The sequence below is a fragment of the Hyphomicrobium sp. D-2 genome (assembly GCF_029872155.1).
Lineage (GTDB): Bacteria > Pseudomonadota > Alphaproteobacteria > Rhizobiales > Hyphomicrobiaceae > Hyphomicrobium_A.
Window position 1 is genome coordinate 389,431 of record NZ_JARXLA010000002.1, and the last position, 21,514, is coordinate 410,944.

The 21,514-nt window shown below is 61.8% G+C and carries 20 protein-coding genes; all 20 read left to right on the forward strand.

Going from position 1 to position 21,514, the window contains the following annotated elements; genetic code table 11:
* Positions 1-264 precede the first annotated feature (264 nt).
* The 20 genes from QEZ49_RS03675 to QEZ49_RS03770 all read left to right on the forward strand — a co-directional run bounded on the left by QEZ49_RS03675 (position 265) and on the right by QEZ49_RS03770 (position 21,486).
* Positions 265-606, forward strand: a complete 342-nt coding sequence (locus tag QEZ49_RS03675; protein ID WP_280384317.1) for a hypothetical protein — start codon at positions 265-267, stop codon at positions 604-606.
* Between the two features lie 215 nt (positions 607-821).
* A complete protein-coding gene (gene nuoE / locus QEZ49_RS03680) occupies positions 822-1,454 on the forward strand; it encodes an NADH-quinone oxidoreductase subunit NuoE (RefSeq protein WP_280384319.1) in 633 nt (210 codons plus the stop codon).
* An 11-nt stretch (positions 1,455-1,465) separates the two neighbouring features.
* Positions 1,466-2,752, forward strand: coding sequence for an NADH-quinone oxidoreductase subunit NuoF (gene nuoF / locus QEZ49_RS03685; protein ID WP_280384321.1), 1,287 nt, complete (start codon positions 1,466-1,468; stop codon positions 2,750-2,752).
* A gap of 5 nt (positions 2,753-2,757) precedes the next feature.
* Positions 2,758-3,093 carry a pentapeptide repeat-containing protein gene (locus QEZ49_RS03690; RefSeq protein ID WP_280384322.1) on the forward strand — a complete coding sequence of 112 codons (336 nt, stop codon included), beginning with the start codon at positions 2,758-2,760 and terminating at the stop codon, positions 3,091-3,093.
* A gap of 10 nt (positions 3,094-3,103) precedes the next feature.
* Positions 3,104-3,355 (forward strand): hypothetical protein, encoded by a 252-nt coding sequence (locus QEZ49_RS03695; protein ID WP_280384324.1) that lies wholly within the window; start codon positions 3,104-3,106, stop codon positions 3,353-3,355.
* A gap of 21 nt (positions 3,356-3,376) precedes the next feature.
* Entirely contained in the window at positions 3,377-5,494 is a 2,118-nt protein-coding gene (gene nuoG, locus QEZ49_RS03700) for an NADH-quinone oxidoreductase subunit NuoG (RefSeq protein ID WP_280384326.1), read from the forward strand.
* Between the two features lie 16 nt (positions 5,495-5,510).
* Positions 5,511-6,578 carry an NADH-quinone oxidoreductase subunit NuoH gene (nuoH, locus tag QEZ49_RS03705; RefSeq protein ID WP_280384328.1) on the forward strand — a complete coding sequence of 356 codons (1,068 nt, stop codon included), beginning with the start codon at positions 5,511-5,513 and terminating at the stop codon, positions 6,576-6,578.
* Between the two features lie 28 nt (positions 6,579-6,606).
* A complete protein-coding gene (gene nuoI, locus QEZ49_RS03710; protein WP_280384329.1) occupies positions 6,607-7,095 on the forward strand; it encodes an NADH-quinone oxidoreductase subunit NuoI in 489 nt (162 codons plus the stop codon).
* A 271-nt stretch (positions 7,096-7,366) separates the two neighbouring features.
* Positions 7,367-8,026 carry an NADH-quinone oxidoreductase subunit J gene (locus tag QEZ49_RS03715; RefSeq protein ID WP_280384331.1) on the forward strand — a complete coding sequence of 220 codons (660 nt, stop codon included), beginning with the start codon at positions 7,367-7,369 and terminating at the stop codon, positions 8,024-8,026.
* 17 nt (positions 8,027-8,043) lie between these two features.
* Positions 8,044-8,352 carry an NADH-quinone oxidoreductase subunit NuoK gene (nuoK, locus tag QEZ49_RS03720; RefSeq protein WP_280384333.1) on the forward strand — a complete coding sequence of 103 codons (309 nt, stop codon included), beginning with the start codon at positions 8,044-8,046 and terminating at the stop codon, positions 8,350-8,352.
* Between the two features lie 8 nt (positions 8,353-8,360).
* Positions 8,361-10,304 (forward strand): NADH-quinone oxidoreductase subunit L, encoded by a 1,944-nt coding sequence (nuoL, locus tag QEZ49_RS03725; protein ID WP_280384335.1) that lies wholly within the window; start codon positions 8,361-8,363, stop codon positions 10,302-10,304.
* Positions 10,304-11,938 carry an NADH-quinone oxidoreductase subunit M gene (locus QEZ49_RS03730; protein ID WP_280384337.1) on the forward strand — a complete coding sequence of 545 codons (1,635 nt, stop codon included), beginning with the start codon at positions 10,304-10,306 and terminating at the stop codon, positions 11,936-11,938. Before nuoL ends, QEZ49_RS03730 begins: the two co-directional genes overlap by 1 nt.
* 11 nt (positions 11,939-11,949) lie before the next feature.
* Entirely contained in the window at positions 11,950-13,479 is a 1,530-nt protein-coding gene (nuoN, locus tag QEZ49_RS03735) for an NADH-quinone oxidoreductase subunit NuoN (protein WP_280384339.1), read from the forward strand.
* Positions 13,476-14,252: a biotin--[acetyl-CoA-carboxylase] ligase gene (locus tag QEZ49_RS03740; RefSeq protein ID WP_280384340.1), complete on the forward strand. Its 777-nt coding sequence runs from the start codon at positions 13,476-13,478 to the stop codon at positions 14,250-14,252. The genes nuoN and QEZ49_RS03740 overlap by 4 nt, the downstream gene beginning before the upstream one ends.
* Positions 14,249-15,955: a ribonuclease J gene (locus tag QEZ49_RS03745; RefSeq protein ID WP_280384342.1), complete on the forward strand. Its 1,707-nt coding sequence runs from the start codon at positions 14,249-14,251 to the stop codon at positions 15,953-15,955. The genes QEZ49_RS03740 and QEZ49_RS03745 overlap by 4 nt, the downstream gene beginning before the upstream one ends.
* Positions 15,956-16,146: 191 nt before the next feature.
* A complete protein-coding gene (mce, locus tag QEZ49_RS03750) occupies positions 16,147-16,551 on the forward strand; it encodes a methylmalonyl-CoA epimerase (protein ID WP_068460455.1) in 405 nt (134 codons plus the stop codon).
* Positions 16,552-16,688: 137 nt separating this feature from the next.
* Positions 16,689-16,940: a DUF1467 family protein gene (locus tag QEZ49_RS03755; RefSeq protein WP_173953621.1), complete on the forward strand. Its 252-nt coding sequence runs from the start codon at positions 16,689-16,691 to the stop codon at positions 16,938-16,940.
* A gap of 832 nt (positions 16,941-17,772) precedes the next feature.
* Positions 17,773-19,308: a proline--tRNA ligase gene (gene proS, locus QEZ49_RS03760; RefSeq protein ID WP_280384343.1), complete on the forward strand. Its 1,536-nt coding sequence runs from the start codon at positions 17,773-17,775 to the stop codon at positions 19,306-19,308.
* A 139-nt stretch (positions 19,309-19,447) separates the two neighbouring features.
* Entirely contained in the window at positions 19,448-20,716 is a 1,269-nt protein-coding gene (locus QEZ49_RS03765) for a lipoprotein-releasing ABC transporter permease subunit (protein WP_280384345.1), read from the forward strand.
* Positions 20,713-21,486, forward strand: coding sequence for an ABC transporter ATP-binding protein (locus QEZ49_RS03770; protein WP_280384347.1), 774 nt, complete (start codon positions 20,713-20,715; stop codon positions 21,484-21,486). Before QEZ49_RS03765 ends, QEZ49_RS03770 begins: the two co-directional genes overlap by 4 nt.
* The last annotated feature ends 28 nt before the right edge of the window (positions 21,487-21,514 follow it).

Here is a 21,514-nt window from a genome sequence, read left to right on the forward strand (position 1 = left end):
CGATCAAAGGGGAGAGCGGCATCGCGATTTTAAGCAACGCGATGACGCCGCGAGGCCCACGCTCAAATCTGTGGAAATTCAGGGCCCGCCAGCCGCCATCCGTAAACCGGGGTGGCTTGGCGGGCCTTTTCCGTTGAAGCGCCTGTCAGGCGCATGTGACCGCGCCCCCGGCGCATGGGCCGATCGGACACTGTGCCGGTGAACCATTGACCGTCGGGCCCCCAGTCCCCCAGACTGGTGCGCATTATGAAGCCGGGGGCGTCGATGGTTGCGGATCTGCCATTTTTTCTGGCTGTAGGTGCCCTTGGATGGGGGCTGGCGCTGGCGTTTTATCGCCCCGCGGCACGTGATCGCCGCTGGCCATCGGGCACCGCCCAGCGGCATCTGCCGGCATTTACGACAATCCTCGCGCTGCTTTGCATCGCTGTCGGTGGCGGTTTTGCACTGTCGCGGGGTATCGCGGGCGGCGGCGTGGTTATCGCGCTGTTCGGTGCGGCGCTGGCGGTGTTCTGGCTGGGCTTTTTGAGGGTCGGGGCGCAATCGGCGCTGCTTCTGGCCCCCGGTGCAGCGATAATTCTGCTTGCAACCCGCCTTATTGCGGCATAGCGCTGCGCCGCAGTTGATGCCCATCAACATCTTACGAACTCGTTGCTTGCAATAGTTCTATGTTGCTTGCAAGACGTCGCCGTTAGACGTAGTGAACATGTGATTGTGCGCTGCGTCAATCAGCGTCACACCCAGCGGCGCCGAACCTCACTCATCCGAGCAGGTGCGGTCCCTCCAATCGCAGGGTTTTGCCGAGCTTCCGAGAGGTGCCATCCTTGGCTGTTCGTCGTCTATATCCGGAACAACCGCTCAGCTTTGCTTTCACACCTGAAAACGAAGCCTGGGCGAAGCGCGAAATCGCCAAATATCCGCAGGGCAAAGAAGCCTCGGCGGTGATCGCATTGCTGTGGCGCGCGCAGGAGCAGGAAGGCTGGACTACAGAGCCCGCGCTCCGTGCCATCGCTGAGATGCTGGGCATGGCCTACATCCGCGTGCTGGAAGTCGCCACGTTCTACACGATGTTCCAGCTTGCTCCGGTGGGCAAGAAGGCCCATCTGCAGGTTTGCGGCACGACGCCATGCATGCTGCGCGGCTCCGAAGCCTTGATTGAAATCTGCAAGGAACGGATCGCGGAACACCCCCACGAACTATCGGCCGATGGCCAGTTTTCCTGGGAAGAAGTTGAATGTCTCGGCTGCTGCGCGAACGCGCCTGTCGTACAGATCGGCAAGGACGTGTTCGAGGATCTCGATCCGCAGCTGTTTGAGAAGTTGCTGCACGATCTGGATACCGGTGCGCCCGTTAAGCCCGGCTCGCAGATCGGCCGTCAGTGTTCGGCGCCTGAGGGTGTCCGCATAACGCTTCTCGACGTTGGCGGGCCCACAAAACGCGACGCGGAAAAGGTGTGAGGACGACTGCAATGCAACTGCAGGATAAGGACCGCATCTTTCGTAATCTCTATGGCTTCCATGACTGGCGGCTTGCCGGTGCCCGTGCGCGCGGTGCGTGGGATGGAACCAAGGCCCTGATCGACAACGGGCCCGACTGGATCATCGGCGAGATGAAGACGTCGGGTCTGCGCGGTCGCGGTGGCGCCGGCTTCCCGACCGGCCTTAAATGGTCGTTCATGCCGAAGAACGATCCGCGCCCGTCCTATCTCGTGATCAACGGCGATGAATCCGAGCCCGGTTCGTGCAAGGACCGCGAGATCATGCGCAATGATCCGCACCTGCTGATCGAGGGCGCGCTGCTGGCTTCCTCGGCGATGAAGGCACACACGTGCTTCATCTATCTGCGCGGCGAGTTCATCCGCGAGCGCGAGCGGCTGCAGGCGGCGGTCGATGAAGCCTATGATGCGAAGCTAATCGGCAAGAACAACATCCATGGCTGGGATTTCGACATCGTCGTGCATCACGGCGCTGGCGCTTACATCTGCGGCGAGGAAACGGCCCTTATCGAGTCGATCGAGGGCAAGAAGGGCATGCCCCGCCTCAAGCCGCCGTTCCCCGCCAACGTCGGCCTCTATGGCGCGCCAACAACGGTGAACAACGTTGAGAGCATTGCCGTGGTGCCGGACATCCTGCGCCGTGGCGGCGCGTGGTTTGCCTCGCTCGGTCTGCCCAACAACACCGGCACCAAGCTGTTCCAGATTTCCGGCCACGTGAACAAGCCGTGCGTCGTGGAAGAGGAAATGGGCATCCCGCTGCGTGATCTCATCGACATGCATTGCGGTGGTGTGCGTGGTGGTTGGGACAACCTGCTGGCGGTGATCCCGGGCGGATCGTCGATGCCGATGATCCCGGCGCACCAGTGCAACGACCTGACGATGGATTTCGACGCGCTGGTGAAGCTGAAGTCTGGCCTCGGCACGGCGGCCATCATCGTGATGGACAAGTCCACCGACATCATCAAGGCCATCGCGCGCATCGCATATTTCTACAAGCACGAGAGCTGCGGCCAGTGCACGCCGTGCCGTGAGGGCACGGGCTGGATGTGGCGCGTGCTGGAACGCATGCGGCGCGGCGAAGCTGAGAAACGCGAAATCGATCTGTTGTTCGCGGTGACGAAGCAGGTTGAGGGTCACACCATCTGTGCGCTTGGCGATGCTGCGGCATGGCCGGTGCAGGGGCTCATCCGCAACTATCGCCACGTGATTGAAGAGCGCATCGATGCGCGTCACGAGGCGGTGAAGGAAGCGGCGGAGTAGCTCGTATGAAGATACACCGCGAGAAGCATCGGCTCGACGTGACTGTCAGCGATCTGTCCGGTTCGCGTTTCGACGACGTGAACCTGTCGGGTTCGACCTATGAAAACGTCAACATGTCGGGCGGAACATTTCACGACATCAACATGTCCGGCTGGCGCGTGCGTAACGTGAATCTCTCCGGGTTGAGGATCGAGGATGCCAACCTTGCGGGCGCTTCGCTGTTCGGGTGTCAGATGAACGGCATGACGATTGACGGTATCGAAGTCGCCGATCTTTTGAAGGTCTGGGCAGAGAAAGCCAAGCCGGCAGGCGAGGCTGTTGCCGGACGGGAAGTTAAATGAAGGATTGCACGTGGACCTGCTGGCGCTGCTCATAGCCTCGTTCTCGCTCCCGGCGGTTGTCGGAGCGGTACTGGTGGCGGCGCTGCTCTATCTCTCCTGGGGGTGGGTTGGAGCAGTGTTGGGCGCGATAGCAGGATATCTGGGTGGTGTTTGGTATGCACAGCGGGTCGCCGATGAATCTGTATCTCCCTACGCAAAGGGTTGGATGTCGCTGGTGCTGTTCATCGGCGGGCTTCTGCTGCTTGCCATCGCAACGCGATGACGTGCTGATCGGATCAGAACTATGACGAAGCCAATCTTCATCGACGGCAAGTTGATCGAGGTAGAGCCAGGAACCACGATCCTGCAGGCCTGCGAGATGGCCGGGGCCGAAATTCCGCGCTTCTGCTATCATGAGCGTCTGTCGATCGCCGGCAACTGCCGCATGTGCCTTGTCGAAGTGGAAGGCATTCCGAAGCCGATCGCGTCGTGCGCGATGGGCGTTACGGATCTGCCCCCGAACAAGGACGGCGCGCCGCGCAGTGTGCTGACGGCCAGTCCGCTGGTGAAGGCCGCACGCGAAGGCGTGATGGAATTCCTGCTCATCAATCATCCGCTCGATTGCCCGATCTGCGATCAGGGCGGCGAGTGCGATCTGCAGGATCAGGCGATGGCCTTCGGCTGCGGCGGCTCGCGTTTCGGCGAGAACAAGCGCGCGGTTGAAGAGAAATACATCGGCCCGCTGATCAAGACCTTCATGAACCGGTGCATCCATTGCACCCGCTGCGTCCGCTTCATGACTGAAGTGGCGGGCGTCGAAGAGCTCGGTGCCATCAGCCGCGGCGAGGACATGGAGATCACGACCTATCTCGACCGTGGCATCCTGTCGGAGCTGTCCGGCAACGTGAACGATCTTTGCCCCGTTGGCGCGCTGACACACCGTCCGTGGTCGTACATTGCGCGGCCGTGGGAGATGGAAAAGACGGAATCGTTCGACGTGATGGATGCGCTGGGTTCGGCCATCCGCGTCGACTCCCGCGGTCCTTCGGTGATGCGCGTTCTGCCACGCAACAACGACGACGTGAACGAGGAATGGATCACCGACAAGACGCGCTATGCCTGCGATGGCCTGCGCACGCAGCGGCTCGATCATCCTTATGTGCGCGATGCCAATGGCAAGCTGCGCCCGGCAAGCTGGGATGAAGCGCTGGCCGTTGTCGCTGGCAAGCTGTCGAACACGGCGCCGGAGCGCGTCGGCGTCATCGCCGGTGATCTTTGCAGCGCCGAGGAAATGTACGCGCTGAAGGATCTGGCCGATCGCATCGGCATCGCCAGCATCGATTGCCGCCAGGATGGCGCAAAGCTCGATCCTTCGCTGGGCCGTGCATCGTACCTGTTCAATTCCACTATCGCTGGCGTCGATCAGGCGGATGCGATTTTGCTTGTCGGCGCCAATCCGCGAGTCGAAGCGGCGGTGCTGAATGCGCGCATTCTCACCCGCTGGCGTCAGGGCGGTTTGACCGTCGGCGTTATTGGCGAGCCTACGCAGCTCACGTATGGCTATGAGCATCTGGGTGTCGGTCCGCAGACGCTTGGCGATATTCTTGCTGGCAAGCATGCCTTTGCCGAAGTGCTGAAGAACGCGCAGCGGCCGATGGTCATTGTCGGTTCTGGCGTTGCGGCGCGCGCCGATGGGCAGGCGCTGCTGGCGCAGGCGGCGAAGCTGGCGGCCGCGTCGGTGGCCGGCAAGGACGTTGGCGACTGGAATGCTTTCAACGTGCTGCACACGGCTGCTTCGCGCGTTGCCGGTCTCGATCTCGGGCTGGTGCCGGGGAAGGGCGGTCTCGATACTGCCGCCATGATTGCTGCTGCGAACGCTGGTAAGCTCGACGTACTGTATGTGCTGAGCGCCGACGAGATCGAACTGCCGGCGAAGGGCAAGTCGTTCGTCATCTATCAGGGTCACCACGGTGATCGCGGCGCGCATCGCGCTGATGTCATCTTGCCGGGCGCTGCCTACACCGAGAAGAGTGGCACCTACGTGAACACCGAAGGCCGCGCGCAGCTCGCCGTGCGCTGTGTGTTCCCGCCCGGTGACGCGAAGGAAGACTGGGCGATCCTGCGTGCGTTGTCCGCCAAGGTCGGCAAGACGCTGCCTTACGATTCACTCGATGCGCTGCGCCGTGAGATGTACAAGGCGGCGCCGTTGCTGGCTCGCCTCAACACGGTTGCGCCGGCGCCGCTTGCAGGCGTTGAAGCCCTCGCGAAGAAAAACGGTGCGGTGGACGCAGAAGCGTTTGCGTCGCCGATCCGTGACTTCTATCTGACCAATCCGATTGCGCGCGCTTCCGCCGTGATGGCCGAGATGAGCGCGCTGAAGAAAACCCTTGAGGCGCCGCATCGCCTCAAGGCTGCCGAGTAGGGAGCGCTGAGCAACAATGGCCGAGAGCTCCTGGGATCTCTGGTTGGATTACGCGCTTTGGCTCGCCATCATGGTGGGCTGGAGCCTGCTGACGCTTGTGGTGTTGCTGGTCCTGATCGCGTTCCTGCTGCTGATGGATCGTAAGGTCTGGGCGGCGGTTCAGATGCGTCGTGGCCCCAACGTCGTGGGTGCGTTCGGCCTGCTGCAGTCGTTCGCCGACCTTCTCAAGTTCGTGTTCAAGGAGCCGGTTATTCCGGCGGGCGCGAACAAGGGCGTGTTCCTGCTGGCGCCGGTGGCGACGGCAATGTTCGCGCTGGCGAGCTGGGCGGTCATTCCGGTCAACGAGGACTCGCTTGGCAAGTGGGTCATCTCCGACCTGAACGTCGGCATACTCTATCTGCTCGCGCTGTCGTCGCTGGCGGTTTACGGCGTCATCATGGGCGGCTGGGCTTCGAACTCGAAGTACCCGTTCATGGGTTCGCTGCGGTCCGCGGCGCAGATGGTGAGCTATGAAGTTTCCATCGGCCTCGTCATCGTCACCGTCATTCTGTGCGTCGGTTCGCTGAACCTGACCGACATCGTCAACGCGCAGAAGACCGGCGTCGGCACCGGCATTGGCCTGCCCGCTTCGGCGCTGGACTGGTACTGGCTCGCCCTGTTCCCGATGTTCGTGATCTTCTACGTATCGGCGCTGGCTGAAACCAACCGTCCGCCGTTCGATCTGGTCGAGGCTGAGTCCGAACTCGTCGCCGGCTTCATGGTCGAATATTCGTCGACGCCGTACCTGCTGTTCATGCTGGGCGAATACGTCTCCATCGTCGCCATGTGCGCGCTGGCGACCATTCTGTTCCTCGGCGGCTGGCTGCCCCCGGTTGATGTGGCGCCGTTCAACTGGGTGCCGGGCATCCTCTGGTTCCTGATCAAGACCGTGTTTGTCTTCTTCCTCATCTCGATGGCGAAGGCGCTCGTTCCCCGCTACCGCTACGACCAGTTGATGCGCCTGGGCTGGAAAGTGTTCCTGCCGCTGTCGCTGGCCATGGTGGTGATCGTTGCGGGCATTCTGCAGTACGCGCGCGTCGCCTGACGCCCACGGAAGGATTTGAGACGTGGCAATGAACGTTGCACAATCGGTGAAGTCGCTCTTCCTGTGGGAGTTTGTGCAGGCTTTCGGGCTGGCGATGAAGTATTTCTTCGCGCCGAAGAAGACGCTGGACTACCCATTTGAGCGCGGTCCGCTGTCGCCGCGCTTCCGTGGTGAGCACGCGCTGCGCCGCTATCCCAACGGGGAAGAGCGCTGCATTGCCTGCAAGCTGTGTGAAGCAATCTGCCCGGCCCAGGCTATCACCATTGAGGCCGGACCGCGTCGCAACGACGGTACGCGCCGCACCACCCGTTACGATATCGACATGGTGAAGTGCATCTACTGCGGCCTATGTCAGGAAGCGTGCCCGGTGGATGCCATCGTCGAAGGCCCGAACTTCGAGTTCGCGACCGAGACCCGCGAGGAACTCTACTACAACAAGGAAAAGCTGCTCGATAACGGCGACCGGTGGGAACGGGAAATCGCGCGCAACCTTGCCGCCGATGCTCCCTATCGCTGAGGCGCGGCGGGAAATGCTTTGAACGGCGCTGGCCGTTGCAACTTGATGTGTCGCTGCGGAAGGCTTCTGCTGCGCACGGTGCTTGATAAGACCCGCACCTAGCGGGCAACGGGTGTGTCTGGGCTGCGATCAGTACGATCACGCATCAGGCACTTGGATTGGCAGACCGCATGGGGTACTCCCTCCGTGCGGAACGTGCGCTGGCTTCACGCACTGCAATTACCTGCAGCGCAAAGGACAGCGGACACAAGCGGATGCTGGATCGTACGCGATGGCTCTGACAGCGGGCTTTTTCTATCTGTTTGCGGCGCTGGCCGTCGCATCGGCAGCCATGGTCATTCTGGCCCGCAATCCTGTGCATGCGGTGCTGTTTCTGATCCTGGCATTCTTCAACGCAGCCGGGTTGTTCATTCTGCTGGGGGCTGAGTTCCTGGCGATGATCCTCGTCGTCGTTTATGTCGGCGCGGTGGCGGTGTTGTTCCTGTTCGTCGTCATGATGCTCGACGTCGACTTCGCCGAACTCAAGGCCGGTTTCATCAAGAACGCGCCGATAGGTCTGATCGTCGGTGGCATCGTGATGGGCGAGCTGATCCTGCTGTTCGTGAGTGGCGGGTTTGAGCTGGGGCTGGCGCAACAGCCTGGCGCACCGATTGCCGAGCTGGGCCGCGATGTTTCGAACACGAAGCAACTCGGTCTGGTGCTGTACACGCGCTATGTCTTCTTCTTCCAGATCGCCGGACTGGTGCTGCTGGTGGCCATGATCGGCGCCATCGTGCTCACCCTGCAGCACCGCAAGAACGTGCGCCGGCAGTCGATCGCCGCGCAGGTGGCGCGCACACCGGCGACGGGCATGGCCATCGTGAAGGTGCCGCCGGGCGGTTATGTGCTTCCGCCAACCGAATCCAATACCAAGACCGAGACGCAGGGCTGAACGGGCAAACGGACATCATGACCATTGGCATCGGACATTACCTGACCGTCGCGGCGTGCCTGTTCACGCTGGGTATGTTGGGGATCTTTCTCAACCGCAAGAACGTGATCATCATCTTGATGTCGATCGAGCTGATGCTGCTGGCGGTGAACCTCAACCTAGTGGCGTTCTCTTATTATCTCGGCGATCTCGTCGGGCAGGTTTTCGCGCTGTTCAACCTGACGGTGGCGGCAGCTGAAGCGGCGATCGGCCTTGCCATTGTCGTCGTCTATTATCGCAACCGTGGCTCGATCGCGGTTGAAGACATCAACATGATGAAGGGCTGAGGCGGGGAATGATCTACTCGGCCATCGTCTTCCTTCCAGCGCTCGGCGCACTTATCGCGGGCCTGTTCGGACGCTTTCTCGGGCCCCGTCCGTCGGAGCTCATCACCACCGGTATGCTGATCACGTCCTGCGCGCTGTCGTGGATCGTGTTCTGGCGCGTCGGTTTCGGCCATGAGACGGCACACGTCGCCATTGAGCGCTGGATCACATCCGGTGAGCTGGATATCAGCTGGGCGTTCAAGATCGACACGCTGACTGCGATGATGTTCGTGGTGGTGACGACTGTGTCGGCGCTCGTACACCTCTATTCCATCGGCTACATGCACGAGGACGACAGCCGCCCGCGCTTCTTCGCCTATCTGTCGGGCTTCACCTTCGCCATGCTGATGCTGGTGACAGCCGACAACCTGGTGCAGATGTTCTTCGGCTGGGAAGGCGTCGGCCTGTTCTCATACCTGCTGATCGGCTTCTGGTATCAGAAGCCCGAGGCCAACGCGGCGGCGATCAAGGCGTTCGTCGTCAACCGTGTCGGCGACTTCGGCTTCCTGCTCGGCATCTTTGGCCTGTTCCTCGTTTTCCGCACCGTGAATTTCGACCAGCTCTTCGCTGCCGTGCCGGACAAGGCAGGGCAGTCGTTCGAGTTCCTCGGCTATCAGGTCGACATCCTCACCACTGTCTGTCTGCTGCTGTTTATGGGCGCGATGGGCAAGTCGGCGCAGTTCCTGCTCCACACTTGGTTGCCGGACGCGATGGAAGGCCCGACGCCGGTTTCCGCGCTCATCCACGCCGCCACCATGGTGACGGCCGGCGTGTTCATGGTGGCGCGCCTGTCGCCCATCTTCGAATACGCGCCGATTGCGCTCAACTTCGTTGTACTGGTCGGCGCGGTCACGGCCTTCTTCGCCGCTACCGTCGGCCTGGTACAGAACGACATCAAACGCGTGATTGCCTATTCAACCTGTTCGCAGCTTGGCTACATGTTCGTGGCGTGCGGCATCGGTGCCTATCAGGCCGGCGTGTTCCATCTGTTCACGCACGCGTTCTTCAAGGCGCTGCTGTTCCTGGGTGCCGGCTCCGTCATTCACGCGATGCATCACGAGCAGGACATGCGGAACATGGGCGGTCTGCGCTCCAAGATTCCGTTCACATTCGCCATGATGCTGATCGGTACGCTGGCGCTCACCGGCCTCGGTATTCCAGGCCTCGGTGGCCTGTCGGGCTTCTATTCCAAGGACGCGATTGTCGAAGGTGCCTTCGCCGCGCACAAGCCGGGCAACTATGCCTTCTGGCTGCTGGTGATCGCCGCGTTCATGACGTCGTTCTATTCCTGGCGCCTGATGTTCATGACGTTCTACGGCAAGACCCGCGCTGATCATCACACCTATGACCACGCCCACGAAAGCCCGCCGGTGATGCTGGTGCCGCTGGCCGTGCTGGCCTTCGGTGCGGTTGCCGCCGGTGCCGCCACACCGTTCTTCATCGGCGATTTGCAGCACGAGTTCTGGGGCAAGGCCATCTTCAACGGCGAGCACAACCATATCCTGCACGAACTGCATGACGTGCCGACGTGGGTGAAGTGGTCGCCGACCATCGCGATGCTGGGAGGCTTCACCATCGCCTGGATCTATTACATCGCTAAGCCGTCGCTGCCCGCCGCCACCGCGCGCGCGTTCGGCCCGCTGTACCGCTTCCTGCTCAACAAGTGGTACTTCGACGAGCTGTACAACGCGATCTTCGTCAAGCCGACGTTCTGGCTCGCCAACTTCCTCTGGAAGGTGGGTGACATCAAGATCATCAACGGCCTGATCGACGGCACCGCGGCCGGTGTCTACGCCATCACGCAGCGCGCTGTTCGCCTGCAGACCGGCTACATCTATCACTACGCCTTCGCGATGCTGATCGGTGTGGCGCTGCTGATCACTTACGTCATGTTCATGGGTGGAGCACGCTGATGGACCTCTCCACCGCACCGCTGCTGTCAATCGTGATGTTCATGCCGCTGGTCGGCGCGATCATCATCGGCTGTCTCAACCGCGAAGCAACGTCCAACGCGCGCTGGATCGCGCTGTGGACGACGATCGTCACGTTCCTGATCTCCATCCTTATCTGGGTGAAGTTCGATCCCGCCAACCCCGGCTTCCAGTTCGTCGAGGAGCGGCCGTGGATGCACGGCATGAGCTTCAAGCTGGGCGTCGACGGCATCTCGATGCTGTTCGTCATCCTGACGACGTTCCTGATGCCGATGGTCATCATCCAGAGCTGGGGAGCGATCGAGAAGCGCGTCAAGGAATACATGATCGCGTTTCTGGTGCTGGAAACGATGATGATCGGCGTGTTCTGCGCGCTCGATCTGGTGCTGTTCTATGTGTTCTTCGAAGCTGGCCTCATTCCGATGTTCCTCATCATCGGCATCTGGGGCGGCAAGGAACGCATCTACGCCACGTTCAAGTTCTTCCTCTATACGCTGCTCGGCTCGGTGCTGATGCTGCTCGCACTGCTGGCCATGTACTGGTACGCGGGCACCACCGACATCCCGACGCTGATGACCACCAAGTTCCCGGCTGACATGCAGTGGTGGCTGTGGCTGGCGTTCTTCGCCTCGTTCGCGGTCAAGATGCCGATGTGGCCGGTGCACACGTGGTTGCCCGATGCGCACGTGCAGGCGCCGACGGGCGGCTCAGTGGTGCTGGCGGCCGTGCTGCTGAAGATGGGCGGCTATGGCTTCCTGCGTTTCTCGGTGCCGATGTTCCCGCTGGCGAGCGAGCAGTTCGCGCCGCTGATGTGGACGCTGTCGGTTATCGCCATCATCTACACCTCGCTGGTGGCGCTGGCGCAGACCGACCTCAAGAAGCTGATCGCCTACTCGTCCATTGCGCACATGGGCTTCGTCACGCTCGGCATCTTCACTTTCAACACGCAGGGCGTTGAAGGCGCGATCTTCCAGATGCTGTCACACGGCATCATCTCCGCCGGCCTCTTCCTGTGCGTCGGCGTGCTGTATGATCGTCTGCATACGCACGAGATCGCCGCCTTCGGTGGCCTCGTGAACCGCATGCCGATCTACGCCGCCATTTTCATGGTGTTCACCATGGCCAACGTCGGCCTGCCGGGTACTTCGGGTTTTGTCGGCGAGTTCCTGACGCTGATGGGTGCGTTCCAGGTCAACACCTGGGTGGCATTCCTGGCCACCAGCGGCGTGATCCTGTCGGCAAGCTACGCGCTCTACTGCTATCGCCGCGTGATCTACGGCAAACTGGTGAAGCCAACGCTGGAGCACATCAAGGATGTGAGCCCGCGTGAATTCGGCATCCTGGCGCCGCTGGTCATTCTGACGATCTTCTTCGGCTTCTATCCGGCACCGTTGCTGGATGTGCCGGCAGCGGCGGTCAAGAAGCTCGTCAGCAGCTATGAGGCGGCGATCAGCGAAGCCAAGGCGGGCGGCACCACAACCGCTCCGGGGCCGCAGTCGTCGCTTCGTATTGACTGGCCGCATGCGCCTTCATTGCGGGCGGTGAACCTTTCCGGTTCGCACGCTTCGCTCACCATCATGACAGAATACCCGGCCCGCGCGCCGGAACTGAGGTAACGGGCCCACCGATGGACCAGTTGAAATCCTACGCGCCCATTCTGCCCGAGATCGTGCTGGCGCTCGGCGCCATGGGCGTTCTGATGGCGGGCGTGTTCCGCAAGCAGGTTGAACCCGGCGCTGATTATGTGTCGGGCTGGCTCGCCATCGCGCTGCTAGCCATCGTCGGCATCATGGTTGCGATGGGTGGGCCGGGGCGCGAAGTGTTGTTCGAGGGCTCGTTCATCAACGACGCCTTCAGCCGCTTCACCAAGGTTCTGATGCTGGGCGCGGCGGCGCTTGTGCTCGTGATGTCGATGGATGCGCTGGCGCGCGCCAGGATTTTGAGCACCGAGATCTGCGCGCTCATCCTGCTCGCCGTCGTTGGCATGATGCTGATGGTTTCGGCCGGCAACATGATCGCGCTGTTCCTCGGCCTCGAACTGCAAAGTCTTGCGCTGTACGTCATCGCCGCCATCGATCGGCGTAACGTGCGCTCGTCCGAAGCGGGCCTGAAGTATTTCGTGCTGGGTTCGCTGTCGTCGGGCATGCTGCTTTACGGCGCGTCGCTGATCTATGGTTTCACCGGCTCGGTTGATTTCTCCGTCATCGCTACAGTGGCGCAGGGCCGTCCTGCGGCTGAGAACGTGGGCCTCATCGTTGGCCTCGTGTTTGTGCTCGTCGGCCTCGCGTTCAAGATCGGCGCGGTGCTGTTCCACATGTGGACGCCGGACGTCTATGAAGGCGCGCCGACGCCGGTGACGGCATTCTTCGCCGCCGCACCGAAGCTCGCCGCCATGGCGCTGCTGGTGCGCATGCTGCTGCAGGCCTTCCCCGGCATCGCATCGCAGTGGCAGCAGATCATCGTGTTCATTTCCATCGCTTCGATGGTGCTGGGTGCCTTCGCCGCAATTGGTCAGACCAACATCAAGCGTCCGATGGCATATTCATCCATCGGCCATGTCGGCTATGCGCTCATCGGCCTTGCCGCGTTCACCGAAGTCGGCACGCAGTCGCTGCTGATCTATCTGGCTATCTACATCGCTATGACGCTCGGCACCTTTGCCTGCATCCTGTCGATGCGCACAGCCGATGGTCCGGTCGAGGACGTGCAGTCGCTGGCCGGCCTTGCCAGCACCAATCTGGGCATGGCGTTCGCGCTGGCGATGCTGCTGTTCTCGATGGCCGGCATCCCGACGCTGGCGGGTTTCTTCGCCAAACTGTACGTGTTCGGTGCCGCGATCGAGGCCAAGCTCTACATGCTGGCGATCATCGGCGTGCTGTCGAGTGTCGTCGGCGCCTATTACTATCTGCGCGTTGTGAAGGTGATGTTCTTCGATCCGGCGACAACGGAATATATGCCGGTGGAACGCGGCGCGGGAATCGTGATGGCAGCCGCCACCGCATTCGTGCTGCTGTTCATTATTCTGCCGGCACCGCTGGCCGATGCCGCGCTTAATGCGGCGCGCGCCCTGCATGGCGGCACGACGGCTGCCGTTTCCGAGCCTGCTCCTGCCGCGGCGGCACGTGCCGGGGCAGGCACTGTTCCGGGAACTCCATGACGGGGGCCCTCCCGCCCAGTCTGCCGGAGGGCTCTACTCATGTTCACCTCGCCGAGGTGGACGGCACCAACGCGGAAGCGATGCGGCGCGTTATGGCCGGCGAGCGCGGTCCGCTTTGGATCACCGCTGACCGGCAGCATGCGGGCAGGGGGCGTTCCGGCCGCGCCTGGGCTTCCAGCACCGGTAACCTGTTCGCCAGCCATGTCGTGGCCATCGACGCGCTGCCCATTAATGCCGGGCAGCTTTCACTCGTTTCCGGCGTCGCGGTGGCCGATGCGATTGGCCGGGCCGGAACGGTAGCCGGGCTGCGCCTCAAATGGCCCAATGACATCCTGATCGGCACCGCCAAGGCTGGCGGCATCTTGATCGAAAGCTCGATGCGCCCCGGCGTGCCCGGCGCGGTCGCGGTCATCGGTATCGGCCTTAACCTCACCTCCGCCCCGGACGATCTCGGCCGCAGCGTGACTTTTCTCGCGCGGCATGGATTATCGCTTTCGCCCGCCGAGGCATTGTGCTTCCTGGCGCAGACGATGAACGAGTGGATGACGATCTGGGACAACGGCGCCGGTTTTGAAAAGGTCCGCCGGGCATGGTTGGCCCGTGCTGGCACCATCGGCGAATCCCTTACAGTTAATGCGCTCTCCGGCCCGGTCACTGGCGGGTTCGCCGGTTTGGATGCAGGCGGCGCCCTGCTATTGGACATTCCCGGTCAGGGTCCGCAGGCCTTCTCGTTCGGCGATGTTACGCTCAATTTGAAAGACGAAAACGCATGAATACACGGAAGCGCGCATCCGACGGCGGAGCTGGCGGCGACGAGCTTGTGTTTGTGGCCCTTGGCGGCCTCGGCGAAATTGGCATGAATGCCTACCTCTACGGGCTGGGCCCTGAGGATAACCGCCGCTGGCTGATGGTCGATTGCGGCATCACGTTTCCCGAAGGTGAGAACGATCCGGGCATCGACGTCATTCTGCCGGATGTGCGCTTCATCGAAGAGCGGCGCTCCGAGCTTGCGGGCATCGTCATCACCCACGCGCACGAGGACCATATAGGCGCGGTGATCGAGCTGTGGCCGAGGCTACAGGCGCCGGTCTATGCAACACCATTCACGGCCGGGATGCTGCGCGCCAAGCTGGCCGAGCACGGCAACGGCCTCGATATTCCGATCCACGTTGTGGCGCTGGATCTGCGGTTTAAAGTCGATCCGTTCGACATCGAACTGTTCAGCCTGACGCACTCCATTCCAGAGATGAGCGCGCTGGCAATCCGTACCCCGCTCGGCACCGTGTTCCACACCGGCGACTGGAAGCTCGACCCGACACCGACGCTGGGTAAGCCGGTGGACGGCGAGCGCTTGCAGCGGCTGGGCGATGAAGGCGTGCTAGCGCTGATGATCGATCCCACTAACGCCATTCGCGATGGCTCTTCGCCGTCGGAAGCGTCCGTTGCGCGCGAGCTTAAGCATATCATCGCCAACGCGCCGTATCGGGTGGCGGTCACCACGTTCTCGTCGAACGTCGCGCGCGTCAAAGCGGTAGCCGAGGCGGCGCAGGCGACGGGCCGTGAGCTGGTGGTGGCAGGCAAGGCCCTGCATCGCGTCATCGACGTCGCCATCGACAACGGATATCTGCCGAAGGGTTTCCGCCACCACGATCAGGATCAGTTCACCTATATCGACCGCAAGGATACGGTGCTTCTGTGCACGGGCAGCCAGGGCGAGCCGCGGGCTGCAATGGCGCGCATCTCGGCTGAGGAGCATCCGCAGATCTCGTTTGCCAAGGGCGACATCGTTATCTTCTCGTCGCGGACCATTCCCGGCAACGAGCGTGCGGTGGGCCAGATCCAGAACGATCTGACGCTTGGCGGCTGTGAGATCATCACCGACAACGAGGCGCTGGTGCATGTCTCAGGCCATCCGCGTCGCGATGAGCTGCGCCAGATGTATCGCTGGATCCGGCCGCAGATTGCCGTGCCGATGCACGGTGAGGCGCGCCACCTGAAGGCGCAGGCCGATCTCGCCAAAGAGATGGGCGTGTCGACGGTGTTCATCGTCACCGATGGTGAAGTGCTGCGCCTGACGCCTAACGCTGCCATCATCGACGATGCGCCGGTGGGGCGCATTTTCCGCGATGGCCGTCTGTTGGTGCCCGAGGGTGAAGGTCCGGTGCGGGAGCGCCGCAAGCTCTCCATCGTCGGTGTGGTGATCGTCAGCCTCTGCATGTCGCGCAAGGGCGCGCTGATGGCCGATCCGCAGGCCGTTCTCGATGGTGTTCCGGTGGAGACAGCGGAAGGCGATGCCATGATTGATGTTGTTCTCGACGCCATCGATGGCACGATGCGCTCCATTCCGCAGCAGAAGCGCAAGAACCTCGATATGGTGGCGGAAGCGGTGCGGCGCTCGGTGCGGGCGGCCGTCAATTCCGAGTGGGGCAAGAAACCCATTTGCCGCGTGCTGGTGAACGTGGTTGATAAGGGCTGAAGTTCCGCCGAGGCCTGACAATGGGCCGGGCAGGCTGGAGTGCTTCCGGAAAAGTGGGAACCGGTTTTCCGGTAAGAAGCACGAAAAAACAAACAACTAGAGCCTTTCCGCGATTCAACGAAACGCTGAAAGGCTCTGACGGGCGCTGTTGCGCGACCGACGATGACAATCCATACGCTGGAGAAGATTGAATGATCGGACGTCTCAACCATGTGGCTATCGCGGTGAAGGATCTGGCGGCCGCTACCGCTGTGTACCGGGATACGCTGGGCGCCGAGGTTACCGATCCGCTGCCGCAGCCCGAGCATGGCGTCACCGTCGTTTTCATCACGCTGCCGAACACCAAGATCGAGCTGCTGGAGCCGATGGGCGAGGGCTCGCCGATCGCAAAGTTTCTTGAGAAGGCGCCGGACGGTGGCATTCACCACGTCTGCTACGAGGTGGATGACATCCTCGCGGCCCGCGACCGCCTGAAGGCACAGGGTGCGCGCGTGCTGGGCGACGGCACGCCGAAGATCGGCGCCCACGGCAAGCCGGTGCTGTTCCTGCACCCGAAGGATTTCTGCGGCACGCTCGTTGAGTTGGAGCAGGCCTGATCGGATCGGACCGGCGCCACCTCGCAACCATTTGTTTGAGGCGTGATCCAACGGTCCTGTAGAAAAAACACTGGAGCAGCGACGCCACGCGAAACACGGCGCTGCTGCTCCGTCGGCACTGTGACGGGAGTACCCAAATGGACGGGGCGATGGCAGTTGCCATCTATATTTTCATCTGGTGGATCGTGCTGTTCGCGGTGCTGCCGTTCGGTGTGCGCACGCAGGCAGAGGATGGCCATGTGGTGCCGGGCACCGTTGAAAGCGCGCCGGCAAAACCGCGGCTGCTGCGCATTTTTCTGATCAATACCCTGGTGGCATCCGTCGTATTCGCGATCGTCTATTTTTCGATCAGCTATCGGATTATCACACCCGACACTTTCCTCTGGTAACACGCTCGTCGTCGCTGCATTCGGTCCTACCCCGCTGGGCAGCACCGAATGATTTCTGCTGCGTGACGTGAAGCGATCGGGAGTGACGCGGCTGCAGCGGCGCTGGCTATTATTGGTGCGCCGAAGGGCTAAGCCCGCTTGGAATGAAATCTCACTGAATGGCCCGAATACGCAAAGAGCAAGGTTCATTGAACCTTGCTCTTGCGTTTCGTTTTTATTTTTTGCGGAGCGCCGTTGTTCGGCTGCTCTACGCTGATCCGGTCAGATCGCTTCTTCTGAGCGTACCCTTACCGGTTGGTCTTCCCTAGACTTGGGCTGCCTGCTGTCTGTGTCGACAACTTAGTGACCCACCCTTATGGCGAGTACGTTTACTCGACGCGCGGCCTTCTGTCACGCGGCTTCGTGCACTCAACGCAGAATTTTTTTTTTGGCTTCGTTAAGCTGCAATTCGCGCGTGTAATCAACGGGTCAGCTCACGTGAGAAATCAGGTTGTGCTGCCTGTTTTCCGGCATAGCGAACAAGCGTGACCGCGGAATAGGCAAATGCCATGGCGCTGTTCAAACGCAGCGAACGGGCGTGCCATCATTGCGGCGTCGGGAGTGGGAATTCAGAAGCGCACAGCGTCGTTCGTCGGCGGGATTGCACTGCGCACGGTTTAACGCTACCAGCCGCAACAATGCGCACAAATGTGCGTGCTAAACCGGGCTCGCTGTCGTGGGCCAGAAAATCAGGTCGGCCCTCCATGCGCTCTGCCTGCTCTGTGGCCAAAGTCGCCCGTGAGTGGAACGTGTGCCGCTCCATCGGCTGGGGCCCGACGCAGGGAGTGGCCCGATGAGCAAGCGCGCACTGACCGTTAGCCGCGAAGAGAATTTCCCCGAGTGGTATCAGGCCGCCGTGCGCGATGGCGACATGGCCGAAACGAGCCCGGTGCGCGGCTGCATGGTTATCAAGCCATGGGGCTGGGGCGTGTGGGAGCGGATTCAGGCCGAACTTGACGCGCGCATCAAGGAAACGGGCCACGAGAACTGCTATTTCCCGCTTTTCATCCCGATGAGCTTCATCGCCAAGGAGGCCGAGCACGTCGAGGGCTTCGCCAAGGAAATGGCGGTTGTTACCCATCACCGGCTGAAAAATGAGGGCGGTCAGCTCGTGGTGGACCCGTCCGCCAAGCTGGAAGAGCCGCTGATCGTGCGGCCGACATCCGAGACCATCATCGGCGATGCCTTCCAGCGCTGGGTAAAGAGCTATCGCGACCTGCCGCTGCTGATCAACCAGTGGGCCAACGTGGTGCGCTGGGAGATGCGCACGCGCCTGTTCCTGCGCACGGCGGAATTCCTCTGGCAGGAGGGTCATACCGCCCACGCCGACCGCGACGACGCCATGGACGAGACCTTGAAGATGCTGGAGGTCTATCGCGAGTTCGCCGAGAATGTGCTGGCGATGCCGGTGGTCGCCGGCGAGAAGCCAGCCAACGAGCGTTTTCCCGGAGCGGATAACACCTATTCCATCGAAGCGATGATGCAGGATGGCAAGGCGCTGCAGGCCGGCACCTCGCATTATCTGGGCATGCACTTCGCCAAGGCGCAGAACATCCAGTTCCAGAACCGCGAAGGTCAGCTGGAATACTGCCACACGACTAGCTGGGGCGTTTCCACCCGTCTGATCGGCGGCGTGATCATGACCCATGGCGACGACGACGGTTTGCGCATGCCGCCCCGTATTGCGCCGCGCCAGATCGTGATTGTGCCGATGCTGCGCGACAAGCCGGAAGACAAAGAGCTGCTCGAATACTGCGCCGGCCTGGAAAAGGAACTGAAGGCGCTGGGCATTCGCGTGCTGGTGGATGCCAAGCCGATTAAATCGGCTGAGAAGCGCTGGAACTGGGTGCGCCGCGGTGCACCGGTCATCGTTGAGGTTGGCGGACGCGATGCAGCTGGCGGCAACGTCACCTATATGCGCCGCGACCGTCTGCGCGACGGCGACAAGGTCATTTCGCACACCAGCCCGCGCGCGGAGTTTGTTGCCGCTGCGCCGGCGCTGCTGGACGATATCCAGGCCAGCCTGTTTGCCGAAGCGAAGGCCCGGCTCGACGGCAACATCGTTACGTCGATCAAGACCTTTGACGATCTGCAGGCCTATTTCGGCGCTGCATCCGGCGACGATGACGACGACGGCACCTTCAAGGGCTGGGCCGAGGTTGCCTGGTCGAAGCCCGAGGGAGCCGCGCTGGAAGCGATTGCCGATCGGCTAAAGGCGCTGAAGCTCACCATCCGCAACGCGCCTCTTAACCAAAAGCCGATTGAAGGCGCCTGCCTCTTCACCGGCGATGCGGCGATTGAATACGTCCTGATTGGCCGTGCGTATTAAGATCGCCTGGGTGGGAAGAAAAACGGGGTCAGGGGTGCGCATTTGCGGCAGGCCAATGGGCCCCATGCAACGCAATCTGGCCTGAATGCCGGAGTAGCAGTGCTGCCCGGCCAGAATGAAGCGAGGGAGTTCCACGGCGATGACGGCGGCTGCCGATACCAGACCGTTTGCTCCATTCGAATGGATGCTGGCGCTGCGCTACCTGAGGGCGCGGCGTAAGGAAGGCTTTATCTCCGTCATCGCGGGGTTTTCCTTCACCGGCATTATGCTGGGCGTGGCAACGCTCATCATCGTCATGGCGGTGATGAATGGCTTCCGCAACGAGCTGTTTGCCAAGATACTCGGTCTCAACGGCCACATCATCGTCAACAAGATCGGCGAGCCGTTTGAAGATTACGACGAAGTCGCAAAGCTCATCCAGCGTGTGAGCGGCATCAAGGCTGCCATGCCTCTGGTTGAGGGGCAGGTGATGGTGTCGTCGGCGGTGCAGGCAACCGGCGCGCTGGTGCGTGGCATGTCGGAGGAAGGGCTGCGCTCGCTGCCGCTGGTATCCGACAACATCCGCTTTGGTTCGCTGGATGGCTTCGGCGAAGGCAGCGGCATCGCTATCGGCACGCGCCTTGCCAACATGCTGCGGGTCAACGTTGGCGACACGATAACGCTGGTGTCACCGCGCGGGGCACAGACACCGTTCGGCACCGCGCCGCGTACGAAGCCTTACACAATCACGGCCCTGTTCGAGATGGGCATGGCGGAATACGACCGCACAATGGTGTTCATGCCGTTGCTGGAGGCGCAGCGGTATTTCGCGCGCAACGGTGAGGTCGACGCGATTGAGGTTGTGGTCGATGACCCCAACCAGATCGATAACTTCGTGCAGGAAGTCAAACGAGCCGTCGGACCCACCAATCACGTTTCGGATTGGCGCGTGCGCAACGAGACGTTCTTCACCGTGCTGGAGGTGGAGCGCAATGTGATGTTCATCATCCTGTCGCTGATCGTGCTGGTGGCGGCGCTGAACATCATCTCCGGCTTGATGATGCTGGTGAAGGACAAAGGCCGCGACGTCGCAATTCTGCGTACGATGGGCGCCAGCCGCGGCTCGATCATGCGCGTGTTTCTCATCACCGGCGCTTCGATTGGCGTCGTTGGCACGATTGCCGGACTGATCCTTGGCGTTGTGTTCTGCATGAACATTGAATCGATCCGCGAGTTTGTTTCGTGGATGACGAGCACCACGCTGTTCGACCCGAATGTGTATTATCTGACGCGCCTACCGGCTGACATGGAGCCCCGCGAAACGGTCTTCATCGTTGGCATGGCGCTGGCACTTTCCGTGCTTGCCACGATCTATCCGTCGTGGCGGGCTTCCACTTTGGATCCAGTTGAAGCGCTGCGGTACGAATGACCGATCCCCGAGTAAGTGCCATAGCCGAAGAGCTGCTGACCGCGCGGAAACATGCGCGAGAAGTGGCAACGCATCAGCAGCCCGCGCTGCGGCTGGATGGCCTCGTGCGCGCGTTCCATCAGGGCACGCGTCGCATCGACGTGCTGAAGGGCGCCAGCGTGGACATTCTGCCGGGGCAGGCGGTGGCGCTTGTCGGGCCATCGGGCGCGGGCAAGTCAACGCTGTTGCATATCGCCGGACTGCTTGAAACGCCGGACAGCGGCCATGTGATCGTTAACGGTCGCGATTGCTCGGGCATGGGCGATGCTGATCGCACCCGTGTGCGGCGTGTGGAGATGGGCTTCGTTTATCAGTTCCACCAGTTGCTGCCGGAATTCTCGGCGCTGGAGAACGTGATGATCCCGCAGCTCATCCGCGGGCGCTCGAAGGCGCAGGCGGCTGATCGCGCGCGTGAACTGCTGGGAACACTCGGGCTCTCTGAACGGCTGGAGCATCGACCGGCGCAGCTTTCGGGCGGTGAACAGCAGCGCACCGCAATCGCCCGCGCACTGGCCAACAGTCCGCGGCTGATCCTGGCCGACGAGCCGACCGGCAACCTTGATCCATACACCGCCGAGCATGTGTTTGAGGCACTGCTGCACCTGATCCATACAACCGGCGTCGCCGCGCTCATTGCCACGCACAACATGGATCTGGCCCGCCGCATGGATCGCGTGCTGCGACTTGAGGCCGGCGCGCTGGTGGAAGTGCAGCCGCTGGGCGTGACCTGATCTCGAGTGCTTCCGGAAAAGTGGGCAC

Excerpts from the sequence above, each read along its gene's own strand:
- QEZ49_RS03675 (WP_280384317.1), top strand. The coding sequence starts at position 265 with ATGGTTGCGGATCTGCCATTTTTTCTGGCTGTAGGTGCCCTTGGATGG.
- nuoF (WP_280384321.1), top strand. The coding sequence starts at position 1,466 with ATGCAACTGCAGGATAAGGACCGCATCTTTCGTAATCTCTATGGCTTC.
- QEZ49_RS03690 (WP_280384322.1), top strand. The coding sequence starts at position 2,758 with ATGAAGATACACCGCGAGAAGCATCGGCTCGACGTGACTGTCAGCGAT.
- nuoG (WP_280384326.1), top strand. The coding sequence starts at position 3,377 with ATGACGAAGCCAATCTTCATCGACGGCAAGTTGATCGAGGTAGAGCCA.
- nuoH (WP_280384328.1), top strand. The coding sequence starts at position 5,511 with ATGGCCGAGAGCTCCTGGGATCTCTGGTTGGATTACGCGCTTTGGCTC.
- nuoI (WP_280384329.1), top strand. The coding sequence starts at position 6,607 with ATGAACGTTGCACAATCGGTGAAGTCGCTCTTCCTGTGGGAGTTTGTG.
- QEZ49_RS03715 (WP_280384331.1), top strand. The coding sequence starts at position 7,367 with ATGGCTCTGACAGCGGGCTTTTTCTATCTGTTTGCGGCGCTGGCCGTC.
- nuoK (WP_280384333.1), top strand. The coding sequence starts at position 8,044 with ATGACCATTGGCATCGGACATTACCTGACCGTCGCGGCGTGCCTGTTC.
- nuoL (WP_280384335.1), top strand. The coding sequence starts at position 8,361 with ATGATCTACTCGGCCATCGTCTTCCTTCCAGCGCTCGGCGCACTTATC.
- QEZ49_RS03730 (WP_280384337.1), top strand. The coding sequence starts at position 10,304 with ATGGACCTCTCCACCGCACCGCTGCTGTCAATCGTGATGTTCATGCCG.
- nuoN (WP_280384339.1), top strand. The coding sequence starts at position 11,950 with ATGGACCAGTTGAAATCCTACGCGCCCATTCTGCCCGAGATCGTGCTG.
- QEZ49_RS03740 (WP_280384340.1), top strand. The coding sequence starts at position 13,476 with ATGACGGGGGCCCTCCCGCCCAGTCTGCCGGAGGGCTCTACTCATGTT.
- QEZ49_RS03745 (WP_280384342.1), top strand. The coding sequence starts at position 14,249 with ATGAATACACGGAAGCGCGCATCCGACGGCGGAGCTGGCGGCGACGAG.
- mce (WP_068460455.1), top strand. The coding sequence starts at position 16,147 with ATGATCGGACGTCTCAACCATGTGGCTATCGCGGTGAAGGATCTGGCG.
- QEZ49_RS03755 (WP_173953621.1), top strand. The coding sequence starts at position 16,689 with ATGGACGGGGCGATGGCAGTTGCCATCTATATTTTCATCTGGTGGATC.
- proS (WP_280384343.1), top strand. The coding sequence starts at position 17,773 with ATGAGCAAGCGCGCACTGACCGTTAGCCGCGAAGAGAATTTCCCCGAG.
- QEZ49_RS03765 (WP_280384345.1), top strand. The coding sequence starts at position 19,448 with ATGACGGCGGCTGCCGATACCAGACCGTTTGCTCCATTCGAATGGATG.
- QEZ49_RS03770 (WP_280384347.1), top strand. The coding sequence starts at position 20,713 with ATGACCGATCCCCGAGTAAGTGCCATAGCCGAAGAGCTGCTGACCGCG.